This window comes from Sphingobium sp. RSMS (genome assembly GCF_005406185.4).
GTDB classification, from domain to species: domain Bacteria; phylum Pseudomonadota; class Alphaproteobacteria; order Sphingomonadales; family Sphingomonadaceae; genus Sphingobium; species Sphingobium fuliginis.
This window is the reverse complement of record NZ_CM191257.1, coordinates 1,837,244-1,859,972: the sequence shown is the minus strand read 5'-3', so window position 1 is coordinate 1,859,972 and position 22,729 is coordinate 1,837,244. Positions and strand designations below refer to the sequence as shown.

At 68.1% G+C, this 22,729-nt stretch carries 28 protein-coding genes; 22 read left to right on the top strand and 6 right to left on the bottom strand.

The annotated features are described in order from the left end of the window. Nucleotides 1–36: 36 nt before the first annotated feature. Genes lnt through EGM87_RS08770 form a run of 3 tightly spaced genes read right to left on the bottom strand, consistent with a single transcriptional unit; the run spans nt 37 to nt 2,861 of the window. The gene (gene lnt, locus EGM87_RS08780; RefSeq protein ID WP_044663188.1) at nt 37–1,680 is read right to left on the bottom strand and encodes an apolipoprotein N-acyltransferase; all 1,644 of its coding nucleotides are present in this window, start codon (nt 1,678–1,680) and stop codon (nt 37–39) included. An 11-nt stretch (nt 1,681–1,691) separates the two neighbouring features. Then, nucleotides 1,692–2,327, bottom strand: a complete 636-nt coding sequence (locus EGM87_RS08775; RefSeq protein WP_044662606.1) for a YqaA family protein — start codon at nt 2,325–2,327, stop codon at nt 1,692–1,694. 12 nt (nt 2,328–2,339) lie between these two features. Next, on the bottom strand, nt 2,340–2,861 hold the full coding sequence (locus EGM87_RS08770) for a GNAT family N-acetyltransferase (RefSeq protein ID WP_044662605.1): 522 nt from the start codon (nt 2,859–2,861) through the stop codon (nt 2,340–2,342). A gap of 90 nt (nt 2,862–2,951) precedes the next feature. Between EGM87_RS08770 and EGM87_RS08765 the strand changes: the two genes are divergently transcribed. From EGM87_RS08765 to EGM87_RS08755, 3 genes are all read left to right on the top strand, one after another. Then, nucleotides 2,952–3,194, top strand: coding sequence for a reeler domain-containing protein (locus EGM87_RS08765; RefSeq protein ID WP_025551538.1), 243 nt, complete (start codon nt 2,952–2,954; stop codon nt 3,192–3,194). Nucleotides 3,195–3,238: 44 nt separating this feature from the next. Next, on the top strand, nt 3,239–4,024 hold the full coding sequence (locus EGM87_RS08760) for a hypothetical protein (protein ID WP_170825667.1): 786 nt from the start codon (nt 3,239–3,241) through the stop codon (nt 4,022–4,024). 161 nt (nt 4,025–4,185) lie between these two features. Continuing rightward, nucleotides 4,186–4,749, top strand: coding sequence for a hypothetical protein (locus tag EGM87_RS08755; RefSeq protein ID WP_044663186.1), 564 nt, complete (start codon nt 4,186–4,188; stop codon nt 4,747–4,749). Between the two features lie 106 nt (nt 4,750–4,855). Here EGM87_RS08755 and EGM87_RS08750 read toward each other — a convergent pair whose 3' ends face one another. After that, on the bottom strand, nt 4,856–6,079 hold the full coding sequence (locus tag EGM87_RS08750; protein ID WP_044660505.1) for an IS256 family transposase: 1,224 nt from the start codon (nt 6,077–6,079) through the stop codon (nt 4,856–4,858). A 103-nt stretch (nt 6,080–6,182) separates the two neighbouring features. Here EGM87_RS08750 and EGM87_RS08745 point away from each other — a divergent pair, with 103 nt between their 5' ends. Next, complete coding sequence (locus EGM87_RS08745; RefSeq protein ID WP_139111520.1) at nt 6,183–7,070, top strand: helix-turn-helix domain-containing protein; 888 nt, start codon at nt 6,183–6,185, stop codon at nt 7,068–7,070. 37 nt (nt 7,071–7,107) lie between these two features. Further along, nucleotides 7,108–8,217, top strand: a complete 1,110-nt coding sequence (locus tag EGM87_RS08740; RefSeq protein WP_083199221.1) for a GGDEF domain-containing protein — start codon at nt 7,108–7,110, stop codon at nt 8,215–8,217. Between the two features lie 89 nt (nt 8,218–8,306). Here the strand turns inward: EGM87_RS08740 and EGM87_RS08735 are convergent, their stop codons facing one another. Continuing rightward, nucleotides 8,307–8,753: an acetyltransferase gene (locus EGM87_RS08735; protein WP_044662603.1), complete on the bottom strand. Its 447-nt coding sequence runs from the start codon at nt 8,751–8,753 to the stop codon at nt 8,307–8,309. 65 nt (nt 8,754–8,818) lie between these two features. Here EGM87_RS08735 and EGM87_RS08730 point away from each other — a divergent pair, with 65 nt between their 5' ends. The 9 genes from EGM87_RS08730 (at nt 8,819) to gp17 (ending at nt 15,084) form a co-directional block, all read left to right on the top strand. After that, the gene (locus EGM87_RS08730) at nt 8,819–10,144 is read left to right on the top strand and encodes a DNA-packaging protein (protein WP_025552161.1); all 1,326 of its coding nucleotides are present in this window, start codon (nt 8,819–8,821) and stop codon (nt 10,142–10,144) included. A 161-nt stretch (nt 10,145–10,305) separates the two neighbouring features. After that, a complete protein-coding gene (locus tag EGM87_RS08725) occupies nt 10,306–10,644 on the top strand; it encodes a hypothetical protein (protein ID WP_044662602.1) in 339 nt (112 codons plus the stop codon). A gap of 114 nt (nt 10,645–10,758) precedes the next feature. Continuing rightward, the gene (locus EGM87_RS08720; RefSeq protein ID WP_044662601.1) at nt 10,759–11,889 is read left to right on the top strand and encodes a phage portal protein; all 1,131 of its coding nucleotides are present in this window, start codon (nt 10,759–10,761) and stop codon (nt 11,887–11,889) included. A 23-nt stretch (nt 11,890–11,912) separates the two neighbouring features. Beyond that, the gene (locus tag EGM87_RS08715) at nt 11,913–12,233 is read left to right on the top strand and encodes a DUF6127 family protein (RefSeq protein ID WP_025552246.1); all 321 of its coding nucleotides are present in this window, start codon (nt 11,913–11,915) and stop codon (nt 12,231–12,233) included. Next, entirely contained in the window at nt 12,226–12,618 is a 393-nt protein-coding gene (locus tag EGM87_RS08710; protein WP_044662600.1) for an HK97 family phage prohead protease, read from the top strand. The genes EGM87_RS08715 and EGM87_RS08710 overlap by 8 nt, the downstream gene beginning before the upstream one ends. 128 nt (nt 12,619–12,746) lie before the next feature. Further along, nucleotides 12,747–13,859, top strand: a complete 1,113-nt coding sequence (locus EGM87_RS08705) for a phage major capsid protein (RefSeq protein WP_044662599.1) — start codon at nt 12,747–12,749, stop codon at nt 13,857–13,859. Nucleotides 13,860–13,983: 124 nt separating this feature from the next. Continuing rightward, nucleotides 13,984–14,469 (top strand): head-tail connector protein, encoded by a 486-nt coding sequence (locus EGM87_RS08700; RefSeq protein WP_044662598.1) that lies wholly within the window; start codon nt 13,984–13,986, stop codon nt 14,467–14,469. Between the two features lie 19 nt (nt 14,470–14,488). Continuing rightward, complete coding sequence (locus EGM87_RS08695) at nt 14,489–14,692, top strand: hypothetical protein (RefSeq protein ID WP_044662597.1); 204 nt, start codon at nt 14,489–14,491, stop codon at nt 14,690–14,692. Then, on the top strand, nt 14,689–15,084 hold the full coding sequence (gp17, locus tag EGM87_RS08690; RefSeq protein ID WP_044662596.1) for a tail completion protein gp17: 396 nt from the start codon (nt 14,689–14,691) through the stop codon (nt 15,082–15,084). Before EGM87_RS08695 ends, gp17 begins: the two co-directional genes overlap by 4 nt. Here gp17 and EGM87_RS08685 read toward each other — a convergent pair. Beyond that, the gene (locus tag EGM87_RS08685; RefSeq protein WP_025552306.1) at nt 15,081–15,410 is read right to left on the bottom strand and encodes a hypothetical protein; all 330 of its coding nucleotides are present in this window, start codon (nt 15,408–15,410) and stop codon (nt 15,081–15,083) included. The genes gp17 and EGM87_RS08685 overlap by 4 nt on opposite strands. Nucleotides 15,411–15,468: 58 nt before the next feature. Between EGM87_RS08685 and EGM87_RS08680 the strand changes: the two genes are divergently transcribed. The 8 genes from EGM87_RS08680 (at nt 15,469) to EGM87_RS08645 (ending at nt 22,729) form a co-directional block, all read left to right on the top strand. Beyond that, complete coding sequence (locus EGM87_RS08680) at nt 15,469–15,876, top strand: phage tail tube protein (RefSeq protein WP_025552304.1); 408 nt, start codon at nt 15,469–15,471, stop codon at nt 15,874–15,876. Then, complete coding sequence (locus EGM87_RS08675; protein ID WP_229742428.1) at nt 15,873–16,199, top strand: gene transfer agent family protein; 327 nt, start codon at nt 15,873–15,875, stop codon at nt 16,197–16,199. Before EGM87_RS08680 ends, EGM87_RS08675 begins: the two co-directional genes overlap by 4 nt. Then, nucleotides 16,196–16,393, top strand: coding sequence for a phage tail assembly chaperone (locus EGM87_RS08670; RefSeq protein WP_044662595.1), 198 nt, complete (start codon nt 16,196–16,198; stop codon nt 16,391–16,393). The genes EGM87_RS08675 and EGM87_RS08670 overlap by 4 nt, the downstream gene beginning before the upstream one ends. An 82-nt stretch (nt 16,394–16,475) precedes the next feature. Continuing rightward, the gene (locus EGM87_RS08665) at nt 16,476–17,018 is read left to right on the top strand and encodes a hypothetical protein (RefSeq protein WP_044662594.1); all 543 of its coding nucleotides are present in this window, start codon (nt 16,476–16,478) and stop codon (nt 17,016–17,018) included. After that, nucleotides 17,015–19,342: a DUF2460 domain-containing protein gene (locus EGM87_RS08660; protein WP_044662593.1), complete on the top strand. Its 2,328-nt coding sequence runs from the start codon at nt 17,015–17,017 to the stop codon at nt 19,340–19,342. The genes EGM87_RS08665 and EGM87_RS08660 overlap by 4 nt, the downstream gene beginning before the upstream one ends. After that, a complete protein-coding gene (locus tag EGM87_RS08655; protein ID WP_044662592.1) occupies nt 19,339–20,157 on the top strand; it encodes a phage/gene transfer agent baseplate hub protein in 819 nt (272 codons plus the stop codon). Before EGM87_RS08660 ends, EGM87_RS08655 begins: the two co-directional genes overlap by 4 nt. Before the next feature lie 8 nt (nt 20,158–20,165). Continuing rightward, a complete protein-coding gene (locus tag EGM87_RS08650) occupies nt 20,166–20,525 on the top strand; it encodes a hypothetical protein (RefSeq protein WP_013039658.1) in 360 nt (119 codons plus the stop codon). Nucleotides 20,526–20,533: 8 nt separating this feature from the next. Next, a complete protein-coding gene (locus EGM87_RS08645) occupies nt 20,534–22,729 on the top strand; it encodes a phage tail protein (protein ID WP_137710349.1) in 2,196 nt (731 codons plus the stop codon).

The following is a 22,729-nucleotide window of genomic DNA, read 5'->3' as shown; positions in this document are numbered from 1 at the left end:
CTGCGTATAAAGAAATCTTTATGTGCAGTGGATGCCTTAGCGGCTGCCGCGCAACCGGGCAAGTGGGATGCAGGCGAGGACGAGCAGCGCTGCAAAGGCGAAGGGGAGAAGATTGCCGAATCGCGCGAAGATCGTCGGCGGCAGCGCGGGGGGGAGCGCGGTGTCGAGAAAACCGGCGCGGTGGTGGCCGATGCTGCCGAGGATATGGCCGCGGGCGTCGACCACCGCGGAGATTCCGGTGGGGGTGGAGCGGATGATGGGGATGCCCTCCTCCAGCGCGCGGAGGCGGGCCTGCGCCAGATGCTGGACCGGGCCCCAACTGCCGAACCAGGCGTCGTTGGAGGGGTTGAACAGGAAGTTGGGGCGGTTGGCTTCGTCCACAACCTGGCCGGAGAAGATGATCTCGTAGCAGATCTGCACGCCCATCCTGAGCGGCGGGCGGCCCAGCGTGGCGGGCAGGGCCAGGCTTTGCGGGCCGGGGCCGGGCCAGAAGTCGACGGCGCCGGGGACGAGGCGGGACAGGCCGAGCGGCTGGAGAATCTGGCGCATCGGCAGATATTCGCCATAGGGGACGAGATGGGACTTGTCGTAGCGGCCGAGCAGGCGGGCCTGTGCGTTCACGACGAACAGGCTGTTGTTCGCGCCGGCCAGCGCGTTTTCCGGGACGCCTTCTTTCCCGACCTGTTTGAAATAGACCTTGGTCGCGCCGGTCATGAGGAGGTCGCCGGGGCCCAGCAATGCAGCGAGGCGGGCGCGCCAGTCGGGCTCCATGTCGAGATAGGCGGGGATGGCGGCTTCGGGCCAGAAGATCAGGCGCGGGGCCGGGCGCCGCGTGCCGGAGAGGGCGGCGAGGGTCTGGAAATGGGCCTGTTCGAGTTCGGGAGAATATTTTTCGTCCTGGCCAATATTGGGCTGGACCACGCGGATTTTGGGGGCGCCTGTGGGAGTGGGCGGGGCGGGGGAGAGATTGCCCCACAGGGTCAGGGCGATGAGGGGTGTAATGAGGGCGGCGGCGGGGCGGAACTGGCGGCGGAGGGCGAGGAGGAGCGCGCCCGACGCCAGTATGGCGAGCGCGCCGAGGCCGTAGGTGCCGATCAGGGTGGAGGCGATCGCCATGCCGGTGGGGAGGAGGGTGACGCCCAGCGGGTTCCAGGCGAAGCCGGTGAAGACGGTGGCGCGGAGATATTCCGAGGCCAGCCAGCAGGCGGCGAAGAGGAGGGTGAAAGGAAGTGTGGCGTGCTCCTGCGGAGGCAGGAGTCCAGTTCTGACGGCGGGACTGGGCTGTCGCGAGTCGCTTGTCTCGTTCCAGTGCCTTCGCAGGAACACGTTGTTCTGTAGATGGTACAGCCACCGCGCCGCCAGCGTGGCCAGGCCGGGATAGACGGCGAGGTAGAGGGACAGGAGGACCACCGCGCCATAGCCGAACCAGTGGGGCATCGCGTCCTGAAAGGTGAAGGCGTGGGCGATCCAGTTGAGGCCGAGGGTGAAATGGCCGACGCCGAACAGCCAGCCGCGCAGGAAAGCGCTGCGGCGGTCGGGAGCCTGTTCGATCAGGAGGATGAGGAGCGCGAAGCAGGCCAGGGTGACAGGCCAGAGCTTCAGCGGTTCGAAGCCGGTGGCCGCCGCGAATCCGGCGAGCAGGGCGGTGAGCTTCGGGAAGCGGGCCGGAATGTCCTTCATGCCGGTGCGGATCAGTGCAGCGTGGCCATGGTGGCGTGGCTGCACTTGTCGCTCTTGTCCCCGCCGCCGGACAGGGCGGAGGCCGCGATGAAGCCGCCGACCAGCAGCACCAGGAAGGCGGCGGAGAGCAGGCCGAGATATTTCTCGATGAACGCCTTGATCGGGCGGCCGAACTTCCAGAACAGGAAACCCACCAGCATGAACTGGAAGGCGCGGCTGAGGACGCTCGCCCAGAGGAAGGTGAAGAGGGAGAGGCCGATGAAGCCCGCCGTGATGGTGATGAGCTTGAACGGGATCGGCGTCGCGCCCTTGATCAGGATGATCTCCGCCCCGTAATCGCGCAAATAGCAGGCGGCGACGGGGAATTTCGCGGCGAGGCCGAGGGCGTGCAATATCTGCTGCCCCACCGTTTCATAGAGGAAATGGCCGATGGCATAGCCGAACAGCCCGCCCAGCACCGAGGCGATGGTGCAGATCAGCCCGAAGCGGATCGCGCGTTCCGGGCGGGCGAGGCACATCAGGCCCAGCAGCGGGTGCGGCGGGATGGGGAAGAAGCTGCTTTCCATGAAGCTGATGGCGAAGAGCCAGCGTTCGGCGTGGGCGTGGGCGGCTTTCGCCAGCGTCCATTGGTAGAGCTTGGTGAGCATCGGGTCGAGGCCCTAGCCCAACTGCTTTCGGGCCGCCAGTGCTTTTGCCAGGACGACCATCTGCTGCGGCGGATCGAGCGGTACGGGATAGGGGCGCGTCTCTCCCGTCGGTCGGTAGCCGCGTCTTCGATAATATCGGATGAGATTGTCGTGGGTGGAGATGACGGTCATTTCCATCCGCCGGGTACCGAAGGCGGTCGCGGCGAGCTGTTCGGCGGCGGCGATGAGGCGGTGGCCGAGGCCCCCCGACTGGAGCGCGGGATCGACGCAGAGCAGGCCGAGACAGGCGCGGCCGTCGCCCCGGTCGGAGATCTGGACGCAGCCGATGGGGGCGTCGTCCGGGTCTGGCGCGACCAGCAGGCGTTCGGCGGGGTCGGCGAGGATCGCCTCCAGCGCCGCGATGCTGGTGCGGGGGGTGGCGGGCGGGGCGGTCTCTATGGCCCAGCTTTGCCGGGCGGTGTCGCCGCGATAGGCGCGCTCTATGATCGGGTGGAGACGGGGGAGGTCCGACGGGCGGGCGAGGCGTATGTCCATGGCCGGCCTGTAACGCCCTTGTGATGGAAGCGACAGGGGTCTTGATCGGTGCGGCGTCGCCACGCTAGCTTTGCCGTGTAGGAGACGCATATGCTTGGCATGGGAGAGGGCGCCTGTCCCTTTGAGTTCAATACCGATCCCGCGACGTTCAAGGTCGGGGATTCGGTCAGCTACCGGGTGACGGGCAGTCTGGAGGGCATGCCCTTTGCCGGCGTGCTGCTGGAGGTGCATGAGGATCATGTCGTGCTGACGTCGGACCCGGACGACAAGGCCAGCCGGATGCGGGCGACCCGGGAAAGCCGTCCTGTCGTCCGGGAGGAGGATATCTGTTGACGCCACGGCGTTGACGGCGCGGCGGCGTCTGGGCATGACCCCTTATGAGTCCGGCCCGGCGCATCCGAGTGAATTTGACCTTATCCCTTCCCTCCCAATGGCGCGAGCGCGGCGGCGGATTGCTGCTGGCGCTGCTGTTCAACGCGCTGCTGCTGGCGTTGCTGACGCTGGCGCCCGATCCGGTGATCCGGCTGCCCGACCTGCGCAATCCGGTGACGTTCGAGATGGCGCCCGCGCCCAAGGCGGAGAAGGCGCAGAGCAAGGCCGAGAAGAGCGAGAAGAAGAAGCAGGAGAAATCGGCGCGGCGGCAGGTGCAGCAGCCGGTGGTCAGGCGCGACCGTCCCGTGGTGAAGCCGACCGAGCAGCAGCCCTCGCCGCTGCCGTTCCTGGTGCTGGACAGCCAGCAGATGGCGTCCGCCGACATCGGCAAGATGGCGAAGAAGGGCGCGGCCGACGGCGCGACGGGGCAGGGCAACAGCGCGGCGGCGGCGGGGCCGGGCGAGGGGCCGGGGGGCGTGCAATTGTTCGATGCGGAATGGTACCGGCGGCCGAGCCATGCGGAACTGGCCGGCTATCTGCCCGCCGATGCGCCGACAAGCGGCTGGGGTCTGGTCGCGTGCAAGACGGTGGATCATTACCATGTCGAGAACTGCCAGGCGCTGGGGGAATCGCCCATGGGGTCCGGCTTTGCCAAGGCGGTTCGGCTGGCGGCGTGGCAATTTCTGGTGCTGCCGCCGCGGGTGAATGGCAAGGTGATGGTCGGAAGCTGGGTTCGGATCAGGATAGACTATACGCGCAGCGTGGCCGGCGGGGACGATGCGGGGCGGTGAACCGGGAGGAGTTTTTAACCCATATGGAACATTTTTGTTGACATCGTCACGCTGTTCTGGCACATAGGTCGACATTGGGAAAATGTGAGTCGCCGATGAGGCGGTGAAGGGCTGGTCCTCGTCAGGGCCGGCCCCTTTGCTTTGCATGCGGGGGATTGGCTGTGGCGGACGGAGAAGGGAAGAGGAGCCGGTTCGGCGGGCGGGCCGATGCGCCCGAGCGGGTGCTGGCGCTGGAGAATGGGCCGCAGGGGGCGTTGGGCGTCGCGCCGCAGATGCGCGCGGTCCGCCGGAATGGCTGGACGCCGGCGCTGCGGCAGAAGTTCCTGGAGACGCTGGCGCTGACCTGCAACGTCAGCGAGGCGGCGCGGGTCGTCGGGCGGAACTTGTCGACCGTCTATTATCTGAAGCGGCGCGATCCGGCATTTGCGCGGGCGTGGAAGCAGGCGCTGAGCATCGGGCATGAGGAATTGCGGGCGCTGATGCTGCGGCAGGCGCTGTTCGGCACGGAGGATGAGGAGATCGTGCTGGACGGGGAAGGGGCGGTCAAGAGCCGGAAGATCAGGCGGGGGCATCCGCACATGATCCAGGCGCTGCTGTTCAGGGCGCATGAGAAGGAGGTGGAGGAGATGCAGCGGCTGGAGAGCGTGGAGCGGCCCGATGGCGAGGATGCGGTGGAGCGGTTGCGGGTGGCGCTGGATGAGGTGCGGAAGCGGAGTGGGGGGTAGGGGATTTTGGGTGGTTGCGGACTGGCAACTGCTGGTTCGCGCATCGCGAAAGCTGACAAAGAGCAGGGACTGTCAGGAATTTCGTGTGCGGCGAGGCGGTTGACCATCAGGCCGTCATGGCCCTGATGAAGCGTTCGCCGAAGAGAACGGCAAATTGAGCCTTCGCCATGTTCCACTCGCGCGGCGGCATTTTCCACTCTTTTTCCGATCGGTTCAAGATCAGATAGAGCAGCTTGGTGGCGGCCTCATCGTTGGGGAAATGACCTCGCGCACGAACGGCGCGGCGGAGCTTTGAATTGAGGGCCTCTATCGAGTTTGTCGTGTAGACGATCCGCCTGACTTCTTCAGGAAACGCGAAAAATGGGATGACTTCGGGCCACGCCCTGCGCCAGCTCTGGCCGATAGCCGGATAGCGTTGCCCCCAGAAGCCCGCTTCGAAGGCCGTCAGCGCTTCCTCGGCGGCTACGGCATCGACGGCGCGGTAGATGGCCTTCAGAGCTGCCCCAAGCGCCTTACGGTCTTTCCATGCCACGAAATCCATCGAGTTCCGCAGCAGATGGACGATGCATGTTTGAACCATCGCTTCGGGGAAGACGGCGGTGATGGCGTCGGGAAAACCCTTCAGGCCATCGACGACGGCCAGCATGATATCCTCGACACCGCGGTTGCGCAGTTCGTTCATGACGCGCAGCCAGAACTTGGCGCCTTCATTCTGCTCCAGCCATAACCCCAGGACCACCTTGGTGCCGTCGGCCATGACGCCCAGGGCAATATGGATCGCCTTGTTGCGGACCATGCCTTCGTCGCGGATCTTGACCCGGATCGCATCGAAGAAAACCAGCGGATAGGCTGGGTCCAGCGGGCGTTGCTGCCAGGCTGTGACCTCCTCCAACACCGCGTCCGTGATCGTGCTGATCAGGTCGGGCGAGGCCTCGATGCCATACAGTTCGCGCAGATGCCCGGTGATCTCCCGGGTGCTCATGCCGCGCGCGTACATCGAAATGATTTTGTCGTCGAAGCCGGGGAAGCGTCGCTGGTATTTGGCAATCAACTGCGGATCGAAGCTGCCAGCCCGATCGCGTGGCACCTCGATCTCGATCCGTCCTCCGTCGGTCGTCACTGTCTTGCGGCCATAGCCGTTCCGGCTGTTGTTCCCTTGCTCCTCCTGGCCAAGATGGTGATCCATCTCCGCATTGAGCGCACGTTCGGCAAAAGCCTTCTTCAGGGAATCAAGCAGGCCGCCCTGGCTGAGCGCTGCCGCCGCGTCAGTGCCGGCAAGCAGCTGATCGAGAATGTCGTTCGGTATCGAGGGTTCTTTGCGTCGTGACATATTGGGTCTCCTTGTTACCCATTATGCCTCGCCACACACGAAATTCCTGACAGTCCCAAAGAGCACGATCATTTGCAGCAATAATTGTAGCATATAGCAAAAATTGCCGTATATCGCCGCCATGGAAATACTGCCTACGCTCGAACTCCAGTTCCAAGACGCCTCGCAAGTCGGAGCAAAAAAATCCCCGCTCGCCTGGCGCGGGTTCAGGGTCGAACATGTGCTCCTCACGACAGATGAAGGCTATGATTTCCGCGCAAAGGGCGACAGTTGCTATCTCGCCTATCATGAGCTGATGCTGACCGACGGTGAGCTGAAGATGGAGGGTTTGCCGACCTTGGCCAAGACGCAGCTTCGCGACACGCTCACCTTCGCGCCCGAAGGATGCGCCATTGAGGGGTGGGCAAAGCCTGCTCGCGGAGAAAACAGCTACACGGCTCTCTATTTCGAACCCGATATCGTTTCCGAAGAATTGGGAGAACGATATGCCTGCGCCAATGCGGCACCTTTTGCATATGTTCGCAATGCCGGCCTGGCATCGACGATGATCAAGCTGCGCGACCTGGCCGTACGTGGTGACGATGACCCCCTCTACGCCGAAGCTCTTTGCCTGAGCGCGACAATCGAATTGCTGGGAATGCGGCCGTCACGGGAGGCCGCGCCCTTGAGCAAGGCGCAACTTGCACGCATTCAGGATTTTATCTTCGCCAATCAGCATCGCGCCATCGGCCTTGATGAGCTTGCAGACGTGGTCGATCTCAGTCGCTCTCACTTCTCCCGCGCGTTCAAGGCGACGACGGGCGTCGGACCATATCGTTTCGTCAGCGACTGGCGCGTTCGCCGCGCGCAAGAGATGCTGCGCGCCGTTCCGGATCAATCGGTCGAATCCATTGCACAGGCGGTCGGCTTCGCGAGCGCCGGCGCATTTCGTCGTGTGTTTCAACAGTTTGCGGGCACGACGCCGAAACAATATCGCAGGCAGCAGCGCTGAAAATCGGCAATTAAATCTTCTCGTGGGGGCGGGATATATGAGCGACTTTGACAATGCATCGAACAGATTTCTGGGCTGGCTCGGTCGGCGCGGCGTTCGTGAACCGGCAGAGCAACAATATGCCAAGGGAAGCGGCGACTTGATCCAGGCGGTGCGGCGGCACCTGCTCGATGAAATTGCGACTTTCCTGGTCAGTCATCGCCTTGACGTGACATCGACCAATCTCGTCACCACGCATGGAATATTCTCCGGAGGCAATCCAGTCCTGGCCCGCAAAATTGCAAAGCGCCATGCGGCTGGCCTTGAGATCACGCAGGAGTGGCTGGATGAAGTGGCAGGGATCGATCAATCCGACAAGCAGCACAACGGCGTCGAGTTGCTGATCGGCCAGATGGAGAACAGCATCGAAATATTCTCCAGAAATACCAATGCGGCGCGCAGCGCCACCTCGGAATATTCCGTCGAGCTGGAGGGCCATGTCGCCGAACTCGCCGCCAGTTCGGAAACGGGGCAGATCATTTCGCACTTCACGAAAATGGCTACCGCCATGTTGGAGCGGACCCGGCAACTCGAAAGCGATATGCACCGCAGCGAGGAGGAAGCGGAATCATTGCGCCGGAGCCTGGAAAAGGCCAAGCGGGAGGCGGAGGTCGATCATCTGACCGGCCTCCCTAACAGGCGTGCCTTTGAAGCCGTGTTGGAACGCGAATATCGCGAAGCGCGCGGCGCGATGGAACCGCTGGCCGTCGCATTTTGCGACATCGATCATTTCAAGCGCGTCAATGACACGCACGGCCACGACACCGGCGACCGCGTTATCCGGTTGATAGCGGAGACACTCGCCAGGATCAGTGACGACAAGTGCCATGTCGCGCGCCATGGTGGCGAGGAATTCGTCATGCTCTTCCGAGGACTGCCAGTCTCCGAAGTGAAGAATCAGCTTGACGATGTGCGGGAAAGCATGGCCGACCGGCGCCTGATCAACCGGAAGACAGACCAGCCCGTCGGGCGGGTCACCTTTTCCGCCGGCATCGCCGACATATTCGATTATCCGGACCCGCGTGCTGCAATGAAAGCCGCTGACGAAGCCCTCTACGCCGCCAAGGAGGCTGGCAGGAACCAAATTCATGTAGCCCGGAATCTTTAATAGGCGCTTGCTATCAGGAAAGCGATGACCGCTTTTGAGACAAAAGATTTCATCTTAGACGGCAAAAACTGGTCGTTTCAGCTATCTCGTCAGGGGGCGTAGCGGAGGTGGATCAGGGGGTAGGGACGGCCCTGGCCGTCCTGGTCGGAGCGGCCGGTGCGGGCGAAGCGCATGGCTTCGTAGAAGCCGATCGCCTGCGCATTCTGTTCGTTGACGTCCGTGGTGAGCGTGGGGTGGAGCGACAGGGCGTGGTCGATCAGGCGGCGCCCGACCCCCTGGCCGCGCCATGCGGGGTCGATGAACAGCGCCTCCATATGCGTGCCGTCGATCAGCATGAAGCCGATGGCGTGGTCGTCCGGGTCGGTGGCGAGCCAGGCGGGCGCGTGGGGGAGGAAGGCGGCGACCTCCGCCTCTATCGCGGTGCGGTCTGCCGGCGTCAGGAAATCATGGGTCGCGTCGACGGCCTTGCGCCAGATGTCGAGCAGGCAGGCGCCGTCGGCGGCGCGGGCGGGGCGGATGGAACTCATGGCGGGCATATAGGGATGTGGGGCTGATCGGCCAAATCGGCCGCCGTGGAAAATCGATGAATGGAGGCGGGCGCATGGCCCTTTCGGATTTCGAACGGCTGGCGCATCTGCCGGAGGCGGCGCGCGAGCGGGTGCTGGCCGGGCTGGGCGCGGCGGCGGCCGATGCGCTGGCGCATGACTGGCGCTGGCTGGCGCGGCCGGAGCAACTGGCGCCCGAAGGGGACTGGCGCATCTGGCTGATGATGGCGGGGCGCGGGTTCGGCAAGACGCGGGCCGGGGCGGAGTGGGTGCGCTCGGTCGCGGAGAGCGATCCGGCGGCGCGCATCGCGCTGGTCGGCGCGACGCTGGGCGAGGCGCGGGCGGTGATGGTGGAGGGGGCGTCGGGCCTGTTGTCCATCGCGCCCTGGTGGAACCGGCCGGTCTTCGCGCCGGCGCTGCGCAAGCTGGTCTGGCCCAATGGCGCGATCGCCACGCTTTACGGCGCGGCGGAGGCGGAGGGGCTGCGCGGGCCGCAGTTCAGCCATGGCTGGGCCGACGAGATCGCCAAATGGGCGGGCGGCGAGGCGGTGTGGGACAATCTGATGATGGGGATGCGGCTGGGCGGCGCGCCGCGCGTGCTGGCGACGACGACGCCGCGGCCCGTCGCCCTGGTGCGGGGGCTGGTGGCGCGCAACGGCGGCGACGTGGTGGTGACGCGGGGGCGGACGGCGGACAATGTCGCGCATCTCGCGGAAGGGTTCCTGGCGGCGATGGAGCGGAGCTATGGCGGGACGCGGCTGGGGCGGCAGGAGCTGGAGGGCGAGCTGATCGAGGAAGTCGAGGGCGCGCTGTGGACCCGCGATCTGCTGGAGCGGTGCCGGGTGGCGCATGTACGCGGCGGGCTGGCGCGGGTGGTGGTGGCGGTCGATCCGCCCGCCTCCGCGCATGGCGACGCCTGCGGGATCGTGGTCGTCGGGCTGGGGGCGGATCGGCGCGCCTATGTGATTGCCGATGCGACGGTGGAGGGCGCGACGCCGGAGGGCTGGGCGCGGGCGGTGGCGGCGGCGGCGCTGGTGCATGGCGCGGACCGGGTGGTGGCCGAGGCGAATAATGGCGGGGCGATGGTCGAGAGCGTGCTGCGCGCCGCCGAGGCCGGGCTGCCCGTGCGGCTGGTGCATGCGAGCCGGGGGAAGGTGGCGCGGGCCGAGCCGGTGGCGGCCCTTTATGAGGCCGGGCGGGTGGCGCATCGGGGCGGCTTTCCCGCGCTGGAGGACCAGATGTGCGGGATGATGCTGGGCGGCGGCTATGAGGGGCCGGGGCGGTCGCCGGATCGGGCCGACGCCCTGGTGTGGGGGTTGACCGAGTTGATGCTGGGGCGGCGCGGGGATGCGCGGGTGCGGGGGATTTGGGGGGATGCCTGATCCTGCGCGGTCCTGCCTTCGCAGGAGCGCTATGGTCATGATCGACGGACATTGCCGGTTCGTAATGGGGGCCTGTTCGTAATGGAGGGCCTGTTCGTAATGGGGGAACAATGACCTGGTGTTTGCGTAGTCCTTTCGTCTGATTTGCAAGGAGATTGGTCATGAAACTGGCCGGATGGACGATGGCTGCGGCGGGGCTGGCTCTGGTGGGTTCGCCGGTGCTGGCGGCTTCGCTGAACGGCAAGGAGCGGGCGCGGGTGGCGCGGGCCGCGCCGCGCGATCGGGATGATGTGCGCTATTGCCTGCTCCAGGCGAAGAAGGGGCGGGACAAGGGCACGGTGATCGGTGCGGCGGGCGGGGCCGGCGTCGGCGCGCTGGCCGGCGGCAGTCTGGGCGAATCCCTGCTGGCCGGCGCGGCGGGCGCCGTGGCGGGGCGCGTGATCGGGAAGAGCGAGGGGACCAATTCCGCCTGCGATCGGGTTTTGGCCCGCAATCCCTGAGAGTTCGGGGACGGGGCAGACCCGTCCGGTTTTCGGTAGGCGGCTGAGCGCCGCAGACCTTCACGATCCTCCCTCCGTTCCCGGGGGGAGGATTTTTTGTCGGTGGGTGGGTCCATGAAATTGTTCGGGGTGAAGGCGGCGCGCGGCGGGGCGCGGCCGGTGTTGGCGCGTGCCTGGGGATCGGGCGGGGTCGCGCTGGGCGAGTGGCCGGCCAGCTATGAGCAGCAGGTGCGGGCCGGGGTGATCGGCAATCCGGTGGCGCAGAGGGCGCTGCGGCTGGTGTCGGAGGGGGCTGGCGGGACCGCGCTGGTCGTCGGGGGCGTCGCGGAGGAGGTTCGGGCGCGGGTGAAGGCGCTGGTGGCGCGCTGTTCGTCCGGACAGTCGCTGGTGGAGACGGTGGCCGGCCATCTGCTGCTGCATGGCAATGCCTATGTGCAGATCATCCTGGGGGCGGACGGGATGCCGGGCGAGCTGTATGCGCTGCGGCCCGAGCGGGTGAGCGTGGAGGCGGATGCGCGGGGATGGCCGGCGGCCTATCTCTATCGCGTCGGGGAAAGCGTGACGCGGCTGTCGCCCGAGGATGGCGCCGGAAGGACCGGGATCGTGCACCTGAAGGCGCTGCATCCGCTGGACGATCATTATGGGCTGGGCTGCGTCGGGGCGGCCGCCGGGGCGGTGGCGATCCACAATGCGGCGACGGTGTGGAACAAGGCGCTGCTGGACAATGCGGCGCGGCCTTCGGGCGCGATGGTCTACGATCCGGGCGACGGGTCGGTGATGAGCCCCGAGCAGTTCGAGCGGGTCAAGCGGGAGATGGAGGTCGCCTTTTCCGGCGCGGCCAATGCCGGGCGGCCGATGCTGCTGGAGGGCGGGCTGGACTGGAAGGCGATGAGCCTGACGCCCGCCGAGATGGATTTCGTGGGGCTGAAGGCGGCGGCGGCGCGGGAGATCGCGCTCGCCTTCGGCGTGCCGCCGATGCTGATGGGGCTGCCGGGGGACAATAGCTACGCCAATTATCGCGAGGCCAATCGGGCGTTGTGGCGGCAGACGATCCTGCCGCTGCTGGCGAAGATCTGGGGTGGGTTGGCGCAGGGTCTGCAGGGCTGGTGGCCGGCGCTGTGTCTGGGCGCCGACCTGGATGCGGTGCCCGCGCTGTTCGAGGAGAGGAGCGCGCTGTGGGACCGGGTGGCGGCCGCGGACTTCCTGTCGGCGGAGGAGAAGAAGGCGATGCTGGGCATGGGGTGAGGCGACGGGCGCGGAGGCAGGTGATGAAATATGATGGGGAGATGCTGGCGCGGCTGGTGGCGCAGGCCGAGGCGCAGCCGGCGGGGGCGGACATGCTGATGATCCGCGCGCTGGTCGAGGAGGCGAGCGAACTGGGCGCGGGGCGGGCGCTGGAGCGGCTGGGGCTGGCGGATCGCGGGGCGGAGGCGGATGTGCGGGAGCTGCGCGAACTGCTGGGCGGCTGGCGCGACGCGAAGAAGGCGGCGCGGGGCGCGGTCGTCGCCTGGGTCGTGCGGATCGTCACCGCGCTGATGCTGCTGGGGATGGCGGTGAAGCTGGGTCTGTTGGGGCTGGCGCATGAGTGACGTGCGGTTCGCCGGCTATGCGGCGGTGTTCGACCGGGTGGACCGGGGCGGCGATGTGGTGCGGGCGGGGGCCTTTGCCGGGGTGGCGGCGGGGGTGCCGCTGCTGTGGCAGCATCGGCCCGGCGAGGTGATCGGGACGGTCGAGAAGGTCGAGGAGGATGCGCGGGGCCTGCGCGTGATCGGGCGGGTTTCCGGGCGGACGGCGGCGGGGCGGGAGGCGGGTCGCGCGCTTCGGGAGAAGGCGGTGGACGGGTTGTCCTTTGGCTATCGGGTGCGGGAGGCGAGAGGGGTTTCGCCCCGGGAATTGCTGGAGCTGGAGGTGGTGGAGGTGAGCGTCGTCACGCATCCGATGCAGGATCTGGCTCGGGTGATTGCGGTGGAATAGGGGGCCTTACCCCTCATCCAACTTCGCCTGGGCGGCTTTGCCGCCAAGGCTTCGTATCCTTCTCCCACAAGGGGAGAAGGAGCTGTTCGGGCGGTCCGGTGGGCCGCCCTTTTTCGTGGGAGTGGTGGATGACGGATCAATTGGAAGCGAGCTTTGACGTGATGGCGCAGGGTGAGCGTATTGCCGGGCTGGAAAGTGAGGTCGCGGCGTTGAGGGGGGCGCTGCTGGTTCAGCAGAGGCCCGCGCTGGATGGCGTGAAGGGCGGGGCGGTCGATCCGCATCGGGCCGCCTTCGTCGAGCGCTATGTGCGGCAGGGGCTGGAGGCCGGGGTCGAGCTCAAGAGCTTTTCCGGCGCTTCGGGCGCGGCGGGCGGCTATGCGGTGCCGCGGGAGATCGACCAGATCATCGGCGCGACGCTGAAGGCGATTTCGCCCATCCGGTCGATCGCCAATGTCGTGCGGACGGGTACGGCGGGCTATCGCAAGCTGGTGACGTCGGGCGGCATCGTGTCCGGCTGGGCCAGCGAAACGGGCGCGCGGGCGGAGACGGCGACGCCGAGCTTCAACGAGATCGTGCCGCCTTCGGGCGAGCTCTACGCCAATCCGGCGGCGAGCCAGGCGATGCTGGACGATGCGCAGTTCGACGTCGAGGGCTGGCTGGCCGGGGAGATCGCCCGCGAGTTCGCGGCGGCGGAGGGCGCGGCCTTCGTCAACGGCAATGGGACGAACAAGCCCAAGGGCTTCCTGACCTATACGACGACCAATGAGGCGGACAGCGTGCGCGCCTTCGGGTCGCTGCAATATGTGGCGTCGGGGGCTTCGGGGGCCTTTGCCGCTTCGGGGCAGGACAGGCTGATCGACCTGGTGCAGGCGTTGCGCGCGCCCTATCGCCAGGGGGCCTGCTTCGTGATGAATTCGGCCACGCTGTCGGTCATCCGCAAGATGAAGACCAGCGACGGGGCGTTCATCTGGCAGCCTTCGCTGAGCGCGGGGCAGCCGGCGACGCTGCTGGGCTATCCGGTGGTCGAGGCCGAGGACATGCCGGACATTGCGGCGGGTTCGCTGTCGATCGCGTTCGGCAATTTCCAGGCGGGCTATGTGATTTCCGAACGCAGCGAGACCAGCATCCTGCGCGATCCGTTCAGCAACAAGCCGTTCGTGCATTTCTATGCGGTGAAGCGGATCGGCGGGGCCGTGGCCAATTCGGAGGCGATCAAGCTGATGAAGTTCGCGGCTTCCTGATCACCCCTCATCCAACTTCGCCTAAGCGGCCTTGCCGCTAAGGCTGCGCATCCTTCTCCCACAAGGGGAGAAGGAAAGACTGGGGGCGTCCTGCGGGGCGTCCCCTTTTTTGGTGGGAGGGGCCATGTTGGCGGATCTCAAGGCCTGGTTGCGGATCGGGTCGGATGATGAGGATGGCGTGCTGGAGCGGCTTTTGGGAAGCGCTTCGGGGCTTTGCGAGCAGTTTATCGGGCAGTGGCTGGTGGTGCGGGAGGCGTCGGAGACGGTCGTCGCGGACGGGAGCTGGCAGAGGCTGACGGCGCGGCCGGTGGTGGCGATCGAGGGGGTGGAGGCGGCCGGCGTGGCGCTGGCGCCGGAGGCCCATGCGATCGACATCGATGCTTCCGGCGATGGCTGGGTGCGGGCGCGGCCGGTCGATGGGCCGGGGGAGGTCGTGGTGCGCTATCGCGCGGGGCTGGCGGTCGATGAGGATGCGCTGCCCGAAGCGATCCGGCAGGGGATCGTGCGGCTGGCGGCGGAGCATTTCGCGGCGCGGGGCGGGGACGTGGCGACGCCGCCCGCCGTGGTGAGCGCGCTGTGGCGGCCATGGCGGCGGATGCGGCTGGCATGAGCATGAGGGGGCGGTGGGCATGAGGGGATGGCTGGGCGCGCTGGTCGAGGCGCGGATGGAGGCGCGGCGGCGGGGGATTGCCGCGGCTCTGGCGGCGACCGGCGTGGAGGCGCAGGTCGAGGGTGAGGCGGTGCGGCTGTCCGGGCGCGGGCTCAAGGCGCGGTGGATGGGCGATCTGGCGCTGCGGGAAGCGGTGCGGCATTCGGGAAAGGGGCGGCGATGAGCGCGGAGGTGGCGGTGCGTGGAGCCGTGGTTGCGGCCCTGCGTGGGGATGCCGTCTTGATGGCGGGGGTGAACGGGCTGTTCGACGGCGCGCCGGGACGGGCCAGCGCGCCCTATGGGGTGGTGGGGGACTGCATCGCGCTGGATTGGGGCGCGAAGGATGTGGAGGGGTGGGAACTGACCGTGGCGGTCAGCCTGTTCGACGTGGGGGAAGCGCCTGCGCGGCTGGGCGGCCTGCTGGAGCGCGTGGATGCGGCGATGCGGGCGATGGGGCCGGTGGAGGGCTGGCGGGTCGTTGGCGCGGGGCTGGTGCGGTCCCGCGTGGCGCGGACGGCGGCGCGGGACGGGTGGCAGGCCCTGGTGGATTATCGGGTGCGGGTGGTGCGGGCTTAGCTGCCCGGCTTCGAATAGTCTTCATATTCTCCGACGATCTTGTCCCGATATTCGCTGATCTGGTCGTCGGCGTCCGATTGCGCGTCCTTGTCCGACATGCCGCTCGACTTGTCGTCGGCGACGATGGCGGCGCGGAAGGCGGCTTCCTTGGCGCCGCATTCGCTCTTCAGCGCGGACTGGAAATCGCCGAGCGACAGTTTCTTGTCGATGGCGGGCTGAATCTGTTTCGACAGGCACTGCGAATAGTCCTTGCGGCCAGTGCCGACATCGACGCCGCCCTGCGGAGCGGCGGCCAGCAACAGCATCAGGGGGGCGGTGACGAACATAGGGGGCCTCTCTCCAAATCCCGAATCTTGCACGGTTTATCGTAGAGGAGAATGCGCCATGGGCGTGGAAAAAGGAAGCGCGTTTCTGTTGAAAATAGGCGATGGCGGGGCGCCTGCGGCCTATGCGACCGTGGCCGGGATGCGGACCACGCAACTGTCCGTCAACGGCGAGGCGGTGAACGTCACGCACAAGGGATCGGGCGGCTGGCGCGAGCTGCTGTCGGGTGCGGGCGTGCGATCCGTCAGCGTGTCGGCGGCGGGCATATTCACCGGATCGGCGGCGGAGGTGCGGCTGCGCAACCATGCGCTGGCCGGGACCATCGAGGATTATGAGCTGAGCTTCGAAAGCGGCGAGAAGATGCGCGGGCGCTTTCTGGTGACGCGGCTGGACTATGCCGGGGATTATAATGGCGAGCGCAACTATGCGCTGAGCCTGGAAAGTTCCGGGCCGGTGGTGTCGCTGTGAGCGGGGGCAATGGCGCCCCGGCTAACGGTGCCCGGGGGGAGGCTGCGCTGGAACTGGGTGGGGAGCGCCTTGTGCTGCGGCCCAGTTTCGCGGCTTTGGTGGCGGCTGAGGAGGAATTGGGACCGTTGTTCGCGCTGGTGGAGCGGGCGGCGGACGGGAAGCTGTCGCTGGGCGAGATGGCCGGGCTGTTCTGGCATTGCCTGGCGGAGCCGCCGGCGGGATTGACGCGAGAGGCTTTGGGCGAGGCGATCGTGGCGGCGGGGCTGGCGAAGCTGACGCCGGTTCTGCGCGGGATACTCGGGCAGATTTTGGGGGGACGATGAGCTTTTTCAAAGCGGCGGCGCGGCTGGCAGGGGTCGCGGGGTGGTTGCTGGGGTGGCGGCCGGAGGAGTTCTGGCGGTCGACGCCCGCGGAACTGGAGAGCGTGTTGCGGGCGGCTCATGGGGATGAGGACGAGGCGCGCGTGGGGATGGATCGCGGGGAGTTGGAGAGGTTGCGGGCTGGGATGCCGGATTGAGGTTGGAATGTGGGGCTTTCCCCTCCCCCAAACCCCTCCCTGAAGGGAGGGGCTTTTTCTTTTCGGTTGCGAGGTGAGAGGGATGGACGAGGAGATCGACAATCTGGTCGTGCGGGTGCGGGCGGACAGGCAGGGTTTTGCGCGGGATGTCGAGGCGATGCGGGGGGAGCTGGAAGGGCCTCTTGCGACGGGAGCGGAGCGGGCCGGGCGGCGGATCGAGCAGGGGTTGTTGCGGGCAGTGCGGACCGGGCGGTTCGGTTTCGAGGAGCTGAAGGCCATTGCGCTGCGGGTGCTGGACGACATTGCGGCCAGCGCCTTGCGGGCCGGGATGAACGGCATCGGCGGCGATGGCGGGCTGATCGGGCTGGCGGCGTCCGCCTTGGGCTTGCCGGGGCGGGCAACCGGCGGGCCGGTGGCGCCGGGGCGGGCCTATGTCGTGGGAGAGCGGGGGCCCGAGGTCTTTGTGCCCACCGCGAGCGGGCAGGTTGTTCCCCATGGCGGTGGTGGCGCGCGGGATGTGCGGGTGAGCATCGCGGTGCAGGGGCAGGGGGCGGATAGCGCCCGATTGCTGGCGCGCAGCGCGCGGCAGGTGGCCCGGGCGGTCAGGGGGGCGATAAGCGGATGAGCAGACTGGCTTACTGGCTGGCCGATGCGCGGCGGGGGCAGGAGGCGCGGTTCATGAAGCGGTTCGCGCCGACGCACTGGACCGTCAATTTTCCCCGGCCGATGATGGCGAGTGTCGTCACCACCGCGCCGGACGCGCTTCGGGTGGATGCCGTCTTTTACGGGTCCGGGGATCTGGCGGGGCTGATCTGGGAGGCGGAGGACAAGTGGAGCCATGCCCTGCTGGCCTATGAGACGGATCGGGATTTTCGCGATTGCGTGCTGCGCTTCCGCTGGCGGAGCGGAGGGCTGCGGCGGCTGGACCAGACGCATGGGCCGACGCTGACCATCGAGGGGAGGGACGCGGCGGGGCATGCGCGGGCCTGGTATGTGCGCTTGTGGAACTATGCGAGCGGCGGGCCGGAAGATGCTGTGATCACACTGGATTTTTCCGCGATCAGGAGCGGATTCCTGTTGAGCGAAGGGGAAGAGGTCTGGGCAGGCGATGTGGACCGGATGTTCATCTCCCTCGCCGCGCCCGGTTACGATGCGGGGAGCGCCGCCTTTGCCGGCGGGGTCGAGGGGTGGTGCGAGCTTTCCGACATGGGCTGCGACGGGGCCGGGTCGGTGCTGCGCGTGGGCGATGCGGTGCTGCCCGAACATGGGCTGTCGATGGCGACCGGCTATGACGACTGCTTCAACCAGACGCCGGAGCGGATCGTCGCGTCGATCCATGCGCTGGGCTATCGCGGGGACATCAACCATTATGTCGGGATGAGCCATTATTTCCGGCTGGAACCGCTGGGCGGCGGATTTTACATCAGCCTGGCCGGCGGGGTGCTGAACGCGCCCTGCGCCGCCTGGCATGCCGATTTCGCGCGGCGGGCGAAGGCGCTGGGGCTGGGGGTGATCTGGTCGCTTTCCTATGAATTGTTCGACGAGCACTGCTGGAACGACTGGAAGCAGCGGGCGGAGGATGGTTCTCCCGCGCTGACGGGCTGGTCGCCGCCCTCCACCCTGCTTTCCCCTGCGCATGACGGGGCGATGAGCTATTTGCGGCTGGTGGCAGGGGCCTTTGTTTTCATCGGGTTGGCGGCTGGACTGGAGATCGGATTTCAGGTGGGCGAGCCCTGGTGGTGGGTGATGCCTGCCGACGGGCGCATCTGCCTGTATGACGATGCGGCGCGGGCGGCGTTCGGGACGGCGCTGGTGTCGATCCCGGATGTGCGGGGGACGCTGAGCGCCGGGCAGAAGGCGTTGCTGAACCGGGCGGGCGAAGTGCTGGCGGCATCGACGGCGGCGCTCTGCGCCTGGGTGAAGGGGGTGGCGCCGGGGGCGGTGACGCATCTGCTCGCCTATCTGCCCACGGTGCTCGATCCGCTGGCGCCGGAAGCCAAGCGGGCGAACATGCCGTTGGGATGGGCGTCGCCCGCCTTCGATGTGCTGCAACTGGAAGATTATGACTGGGTGACGCAGGGACGCGAGCGGCTGACGGCGCGGGGCGTCGAACTGGCGGTGGAGCGGCTCGGCTATCCGGTCGAGGCGCAGCATTATCTTTCGGGCTTCGTGCTGCGCGGGGAGGATGCCGCGCAATGGCGGGAGATCGCGGCGGCGGCGGATGCGGCGGTGCGGCGGGGGACGGCCGCGACCTTCATCTGGGCGCTGCCGCAGGTGGCGCGGGACGGCTTCACCTGCTTCAGATTGAATGGGGAGGAAGATGTGCAAGCCTTTGACGATGTGTCCTTTCCTTTGGGCGTCGGACGGGAGGCGAGTGTCGCGCCGGCCTTTTCGACGCAGGTCGTGGAGAGCGTTTCGGGGCATGAGCGGCGCAGCAGCGACTGGGCGAATGCGCGCCTGTCCTTCGATGCCGGGCCGGGCGTGCGGTCGGAGGCGGACATGGCGGCGCTGATCGCCTTCTTCCGGGCGCGGCGGGGCGCGGCGCGGGGGTTCCGGTTCAGCGATCCCTTCGATGACCGCAGTTGCGGCATGGGGGAGGCGCCGGGGCCGCTGGACCAGCGGCTGGGGCTGGGCGACGGGGTGCGGGCGGAGTTTCCCTTGCAGCGCTTCTACGGCGCGGGCGAGGAGGCGCAGGCGCGGCGGATCACGCGGCCGGTGGCGGGGACCATCCGGGTGGCCGTGGACGGCGTGGAGATGGTGGGCGGCTGGAGCCATGCCGGGCTGGGCATGATCGCCTTCGATGTCGCGCCCGCCGAGGGAGCGGTGCTGACGGCCGGTTTCCGCTTCGACGTGCCGGTGCGCTTTGCCGAGGACCGGCTGGACATCAACCGGGCGACCTTCGCGGCGGGCGAGGCGCCGTCGGTGCCATTGGTGGAGATCAGGGAATGAGCGGGCTGGAAGCGTTGGAGAAGCCGCTGGCGACGCTGGCCTTTTGCTGGCGGATCGAGCGGCGGGACGGGGTGACGATCGGGCTGACGAGCCATGATCGCGATCTGGAGATCGGCCATCTGCTCTATCGCGCGGCGCCGGGGATGACGCCTTCCGCCGTGCGCAGCGGCATCGGGGTGGAGGGCGCGGACAGCGATGTCGAAGGCGCGCTGGTGGCGGATGCGATCAGCGAGGCGGACCTGATAGCGGGGCGCTGGGACGGGGCCGGGCTGGAGTTGCGGCTGACCGAGTGGGAGGCGCCGGGCGATCTGTGGCTGCTGCTGGCGCGGGGGGAGATCGGGGCCGTGACGCGCAAGGCGGGGGCTTTTTCAGCAGAGCTGGTGGGCGCGATGGCGGCGCTGAAGGCTTCTGTCGCGCCGTCCACTTCGCCGGACTGCCGGGCTGCGCTGGGGGACAGGCAGTGCCGGGTCGATCTGGCCGGGCGGCGGCGCGTGGTGGCCGTCGGCGCGGTGGAGGATGCGGTGGCGAGCGTGGCCGGGCTGGAGCCGGGGGCCTACGCCTTCGGGACGCTGCGCTGGCTGACCGGGGCCAATGGCGGGATAGTGCAGGGGGTGATCGACAATGGCGCCGAGGATGTCGGCCTGGCCGATCCGCCGCCCTTTGCGGTGGAGGCGGGCGCGCTGGCGCTGCTGACCGAGGGGTGCGACCGGCGGTTGGCGACGTGCGTCGGCCGGTTCGGCAATGCGGTGAATTTTCGGGGGGAGCCCTATCTGCCGGGGACGGATTTGCTGACGCGCTATCCGGGGGCGGCGTGAGCGGGGTCGTGGCGGCGGCCCGCGCCTTGGTGGGCGTGCGGTTCCGCCTGCACGGGCGGCTGCCCGAGCGGGGGTTGGATTGCGTCGGGCTGGCGGCGCTGGTGCTGGGGCGGGCGGCGCCGGAGGGATATGGGCTGCGGTCCGGGGATGAGGGCCGGGCGGCGGACTGGCTGCGCGCGGCGGGGCTGCGGCGGGTCGATGCGGCGCGCGAGGGCGATCTGGCGCTGGTGCGGCCGGGGCCGTTGCAACTGCACCTGATGATCGTCGTGCCGGGCGGACATGTCCATGCCCATGCGGGCGTGGGGCGCGTCGTGGAGATGCCGGGGCCTTCGCCCTGGCCGGTGCTGGGTTACTGGCGGGCGGAATAGGAGAATCTATGGCGACGATCGTGTTGACCGCCCTTGGCACGGCCATTGGCGGGCCGCTGGGGGGCGCCATCGGCGGGCTGATCGGCAACGCCTTCGACCATGCGGTGCTGTTCAGGCCCAAGGGCGTGGAGGGGCGGCGGCTGAACGAGGTTCAGGTCCAGACGTCGACCTATGGGTCGCAGGTGCCGAGGCTGTTCGGTACGCTGCGGGTGGCGGGAACCGTGATCTGGGCGACGGACCTCAAGGAGACGAGGCACAGGAGCGGCGGAGGCAAGGGGCGGCCCAGCGTCACCAGCTACAGCTATTCGGCGAGCTTTGCCGTGGCGCTGTCGGCGCGGGCCGTGCGGTCGGTGCGGCGCATCTGGGCGGACGGCAACCTGCTGCGCGGGGCGGCGGGGGACTTCAAGACCGAGCTGGGGGCGTTCAGGCTGCATGGCGGAGGCGAGGATCAGGCGGTCGATCCGCTGATCGCGGCAGCGGAGGGCGTGGGAGCGACGCCGGCGCATCGGGGGATCGCCTATGCCGTGTTCGAGGATCTGGCGCTGGCGGATTATGGCAACCGCATTCCTTCACTGACCTTCGAGGTGGAGGCGGACGAGGGGCCGGTCGCGATTGCCGGTCTGGCGGCGGCGTTGAGCGGGGGGATGTTGACCGGCGATGGGCTGGGCGCGGTCGCCGGCATGGCGGCGCGCGGCGCCGATGTGGGCGATGCGCTGGCGCCGCTGGTGGAGGCGTTCGGCCTGGCCTTCGTGGCGGAAGAAGCGGGGTTGCGCCTGCGGGCCGCGGAGGGGGAAGGGACGGCGGGGATCGCGGCGGGGGCGCTGTGCCGGTCGGTCAATGGGCGGGCGCTGGACGGGTTCGAGCATGCGGGCGGCGCGGCGGACAGCGTGCCGGCGGCCTTGTCGGTCCGTTATCATGATCCGGCGCGCGACTATCAGGCGGGTGTGCAGCGTATCGGACGGCCGGGGCCGGGACGGCTGGAGCAGGGGGTGGACCTGCCGATGGTGCTGTCGGGCGAGGAGGCGCGGTCGCTGGCGGCGCGGAAGCTGGGGATGGCCTGGGCGGGGCGATCGACCATGACGCTGCGCTGCGGGTGGGATGCGCTGCGCCATGCGCCGGGCGATGTCGTCGCGGTGGAAGGCGTGCCGGGCCGGTGGCGGATAGAGGAGCGCGAATGGGAGGCGATGGCCGTGCGCCTCGCCTTGAGGCGCTTGCCGGGGGCGGGCGCCGCGATGCCGCCGGGGGCGTCCTCCGGCGCGATGGTGCGGCAGGCCGACACGCCGCATGGCCCGACCACGCTGATGCTGGCCGATTTGCCCATGATCAGGGAAGGGGCGGCGGCCGCTCCCCTGATCGTGGCGGCGGCGAGCGGTGGCGAGGCGTGGCGCGGCGCGGCGCTTTTCGTGGTCGGTGCGACGGGGGAGGCTTCGCCTGCCGGGCGGACGGCCGGCCGCGCCGTGATGGGGCGAACGGACAATGGACTGGCCGCGGGGAGCGTGACGATGATCGACCGGATCAATGCCCTCCATGTCACTCTGCTGTCGGCGGACATGGAATTGGCGGGGGCGGACGAGGCGGCGCTGGGGCTGGGGCGCAATCTGTGCCTTGTCGGGCGGGAACTGGTCCAGTTCAGCCATGTGGTGCAGACCGGGGCCGCCAGTTTCCGGCTGGAAGGGCTGCGGCGGGGATTGTTCGGAACCGAATGGGCGATGGATTCCCATGGCGAGGGCGAGGCCTTCCTGTTGCTGGAGGAGGACCGGCTGGTCGAGCTTGCCGCTTATGGCGGGGTGGAGATTGGCGGCAGCCTCCATGTCTCCGCGATCGGGGTCGGCGACAGCGAGCCGGCCGATGCGCTGTTGACGATAAGGGGGGAGGCCCTGGCGCCGCCTTCCCCGGTGCATGTCACGGCGCGTGCGGACGGGGATGGCGGCTGGATCGTCGGCTGGACCAGGCGCAGCAGGAGCGGGTGGCGCTGGACCGGCGGGGCCGACGTGCCCCTGGGCGAGGATCGGGAGAGCTATGAACTGCGCCTGTGGGCCGGGTCGACGGAACTGCGCAGGATCGTCACCGACCGATCGCCCTGGACCTATGACGCGGCCGCGGTGGCGGAGGATATGGGCCATTCGGGCGGGCTGGCGGTCGAGATCCGTCAGATCGGCACCTATGCGCTGGGGCGTGCGGCGCGGATCGTTCTGGTCGGCTGA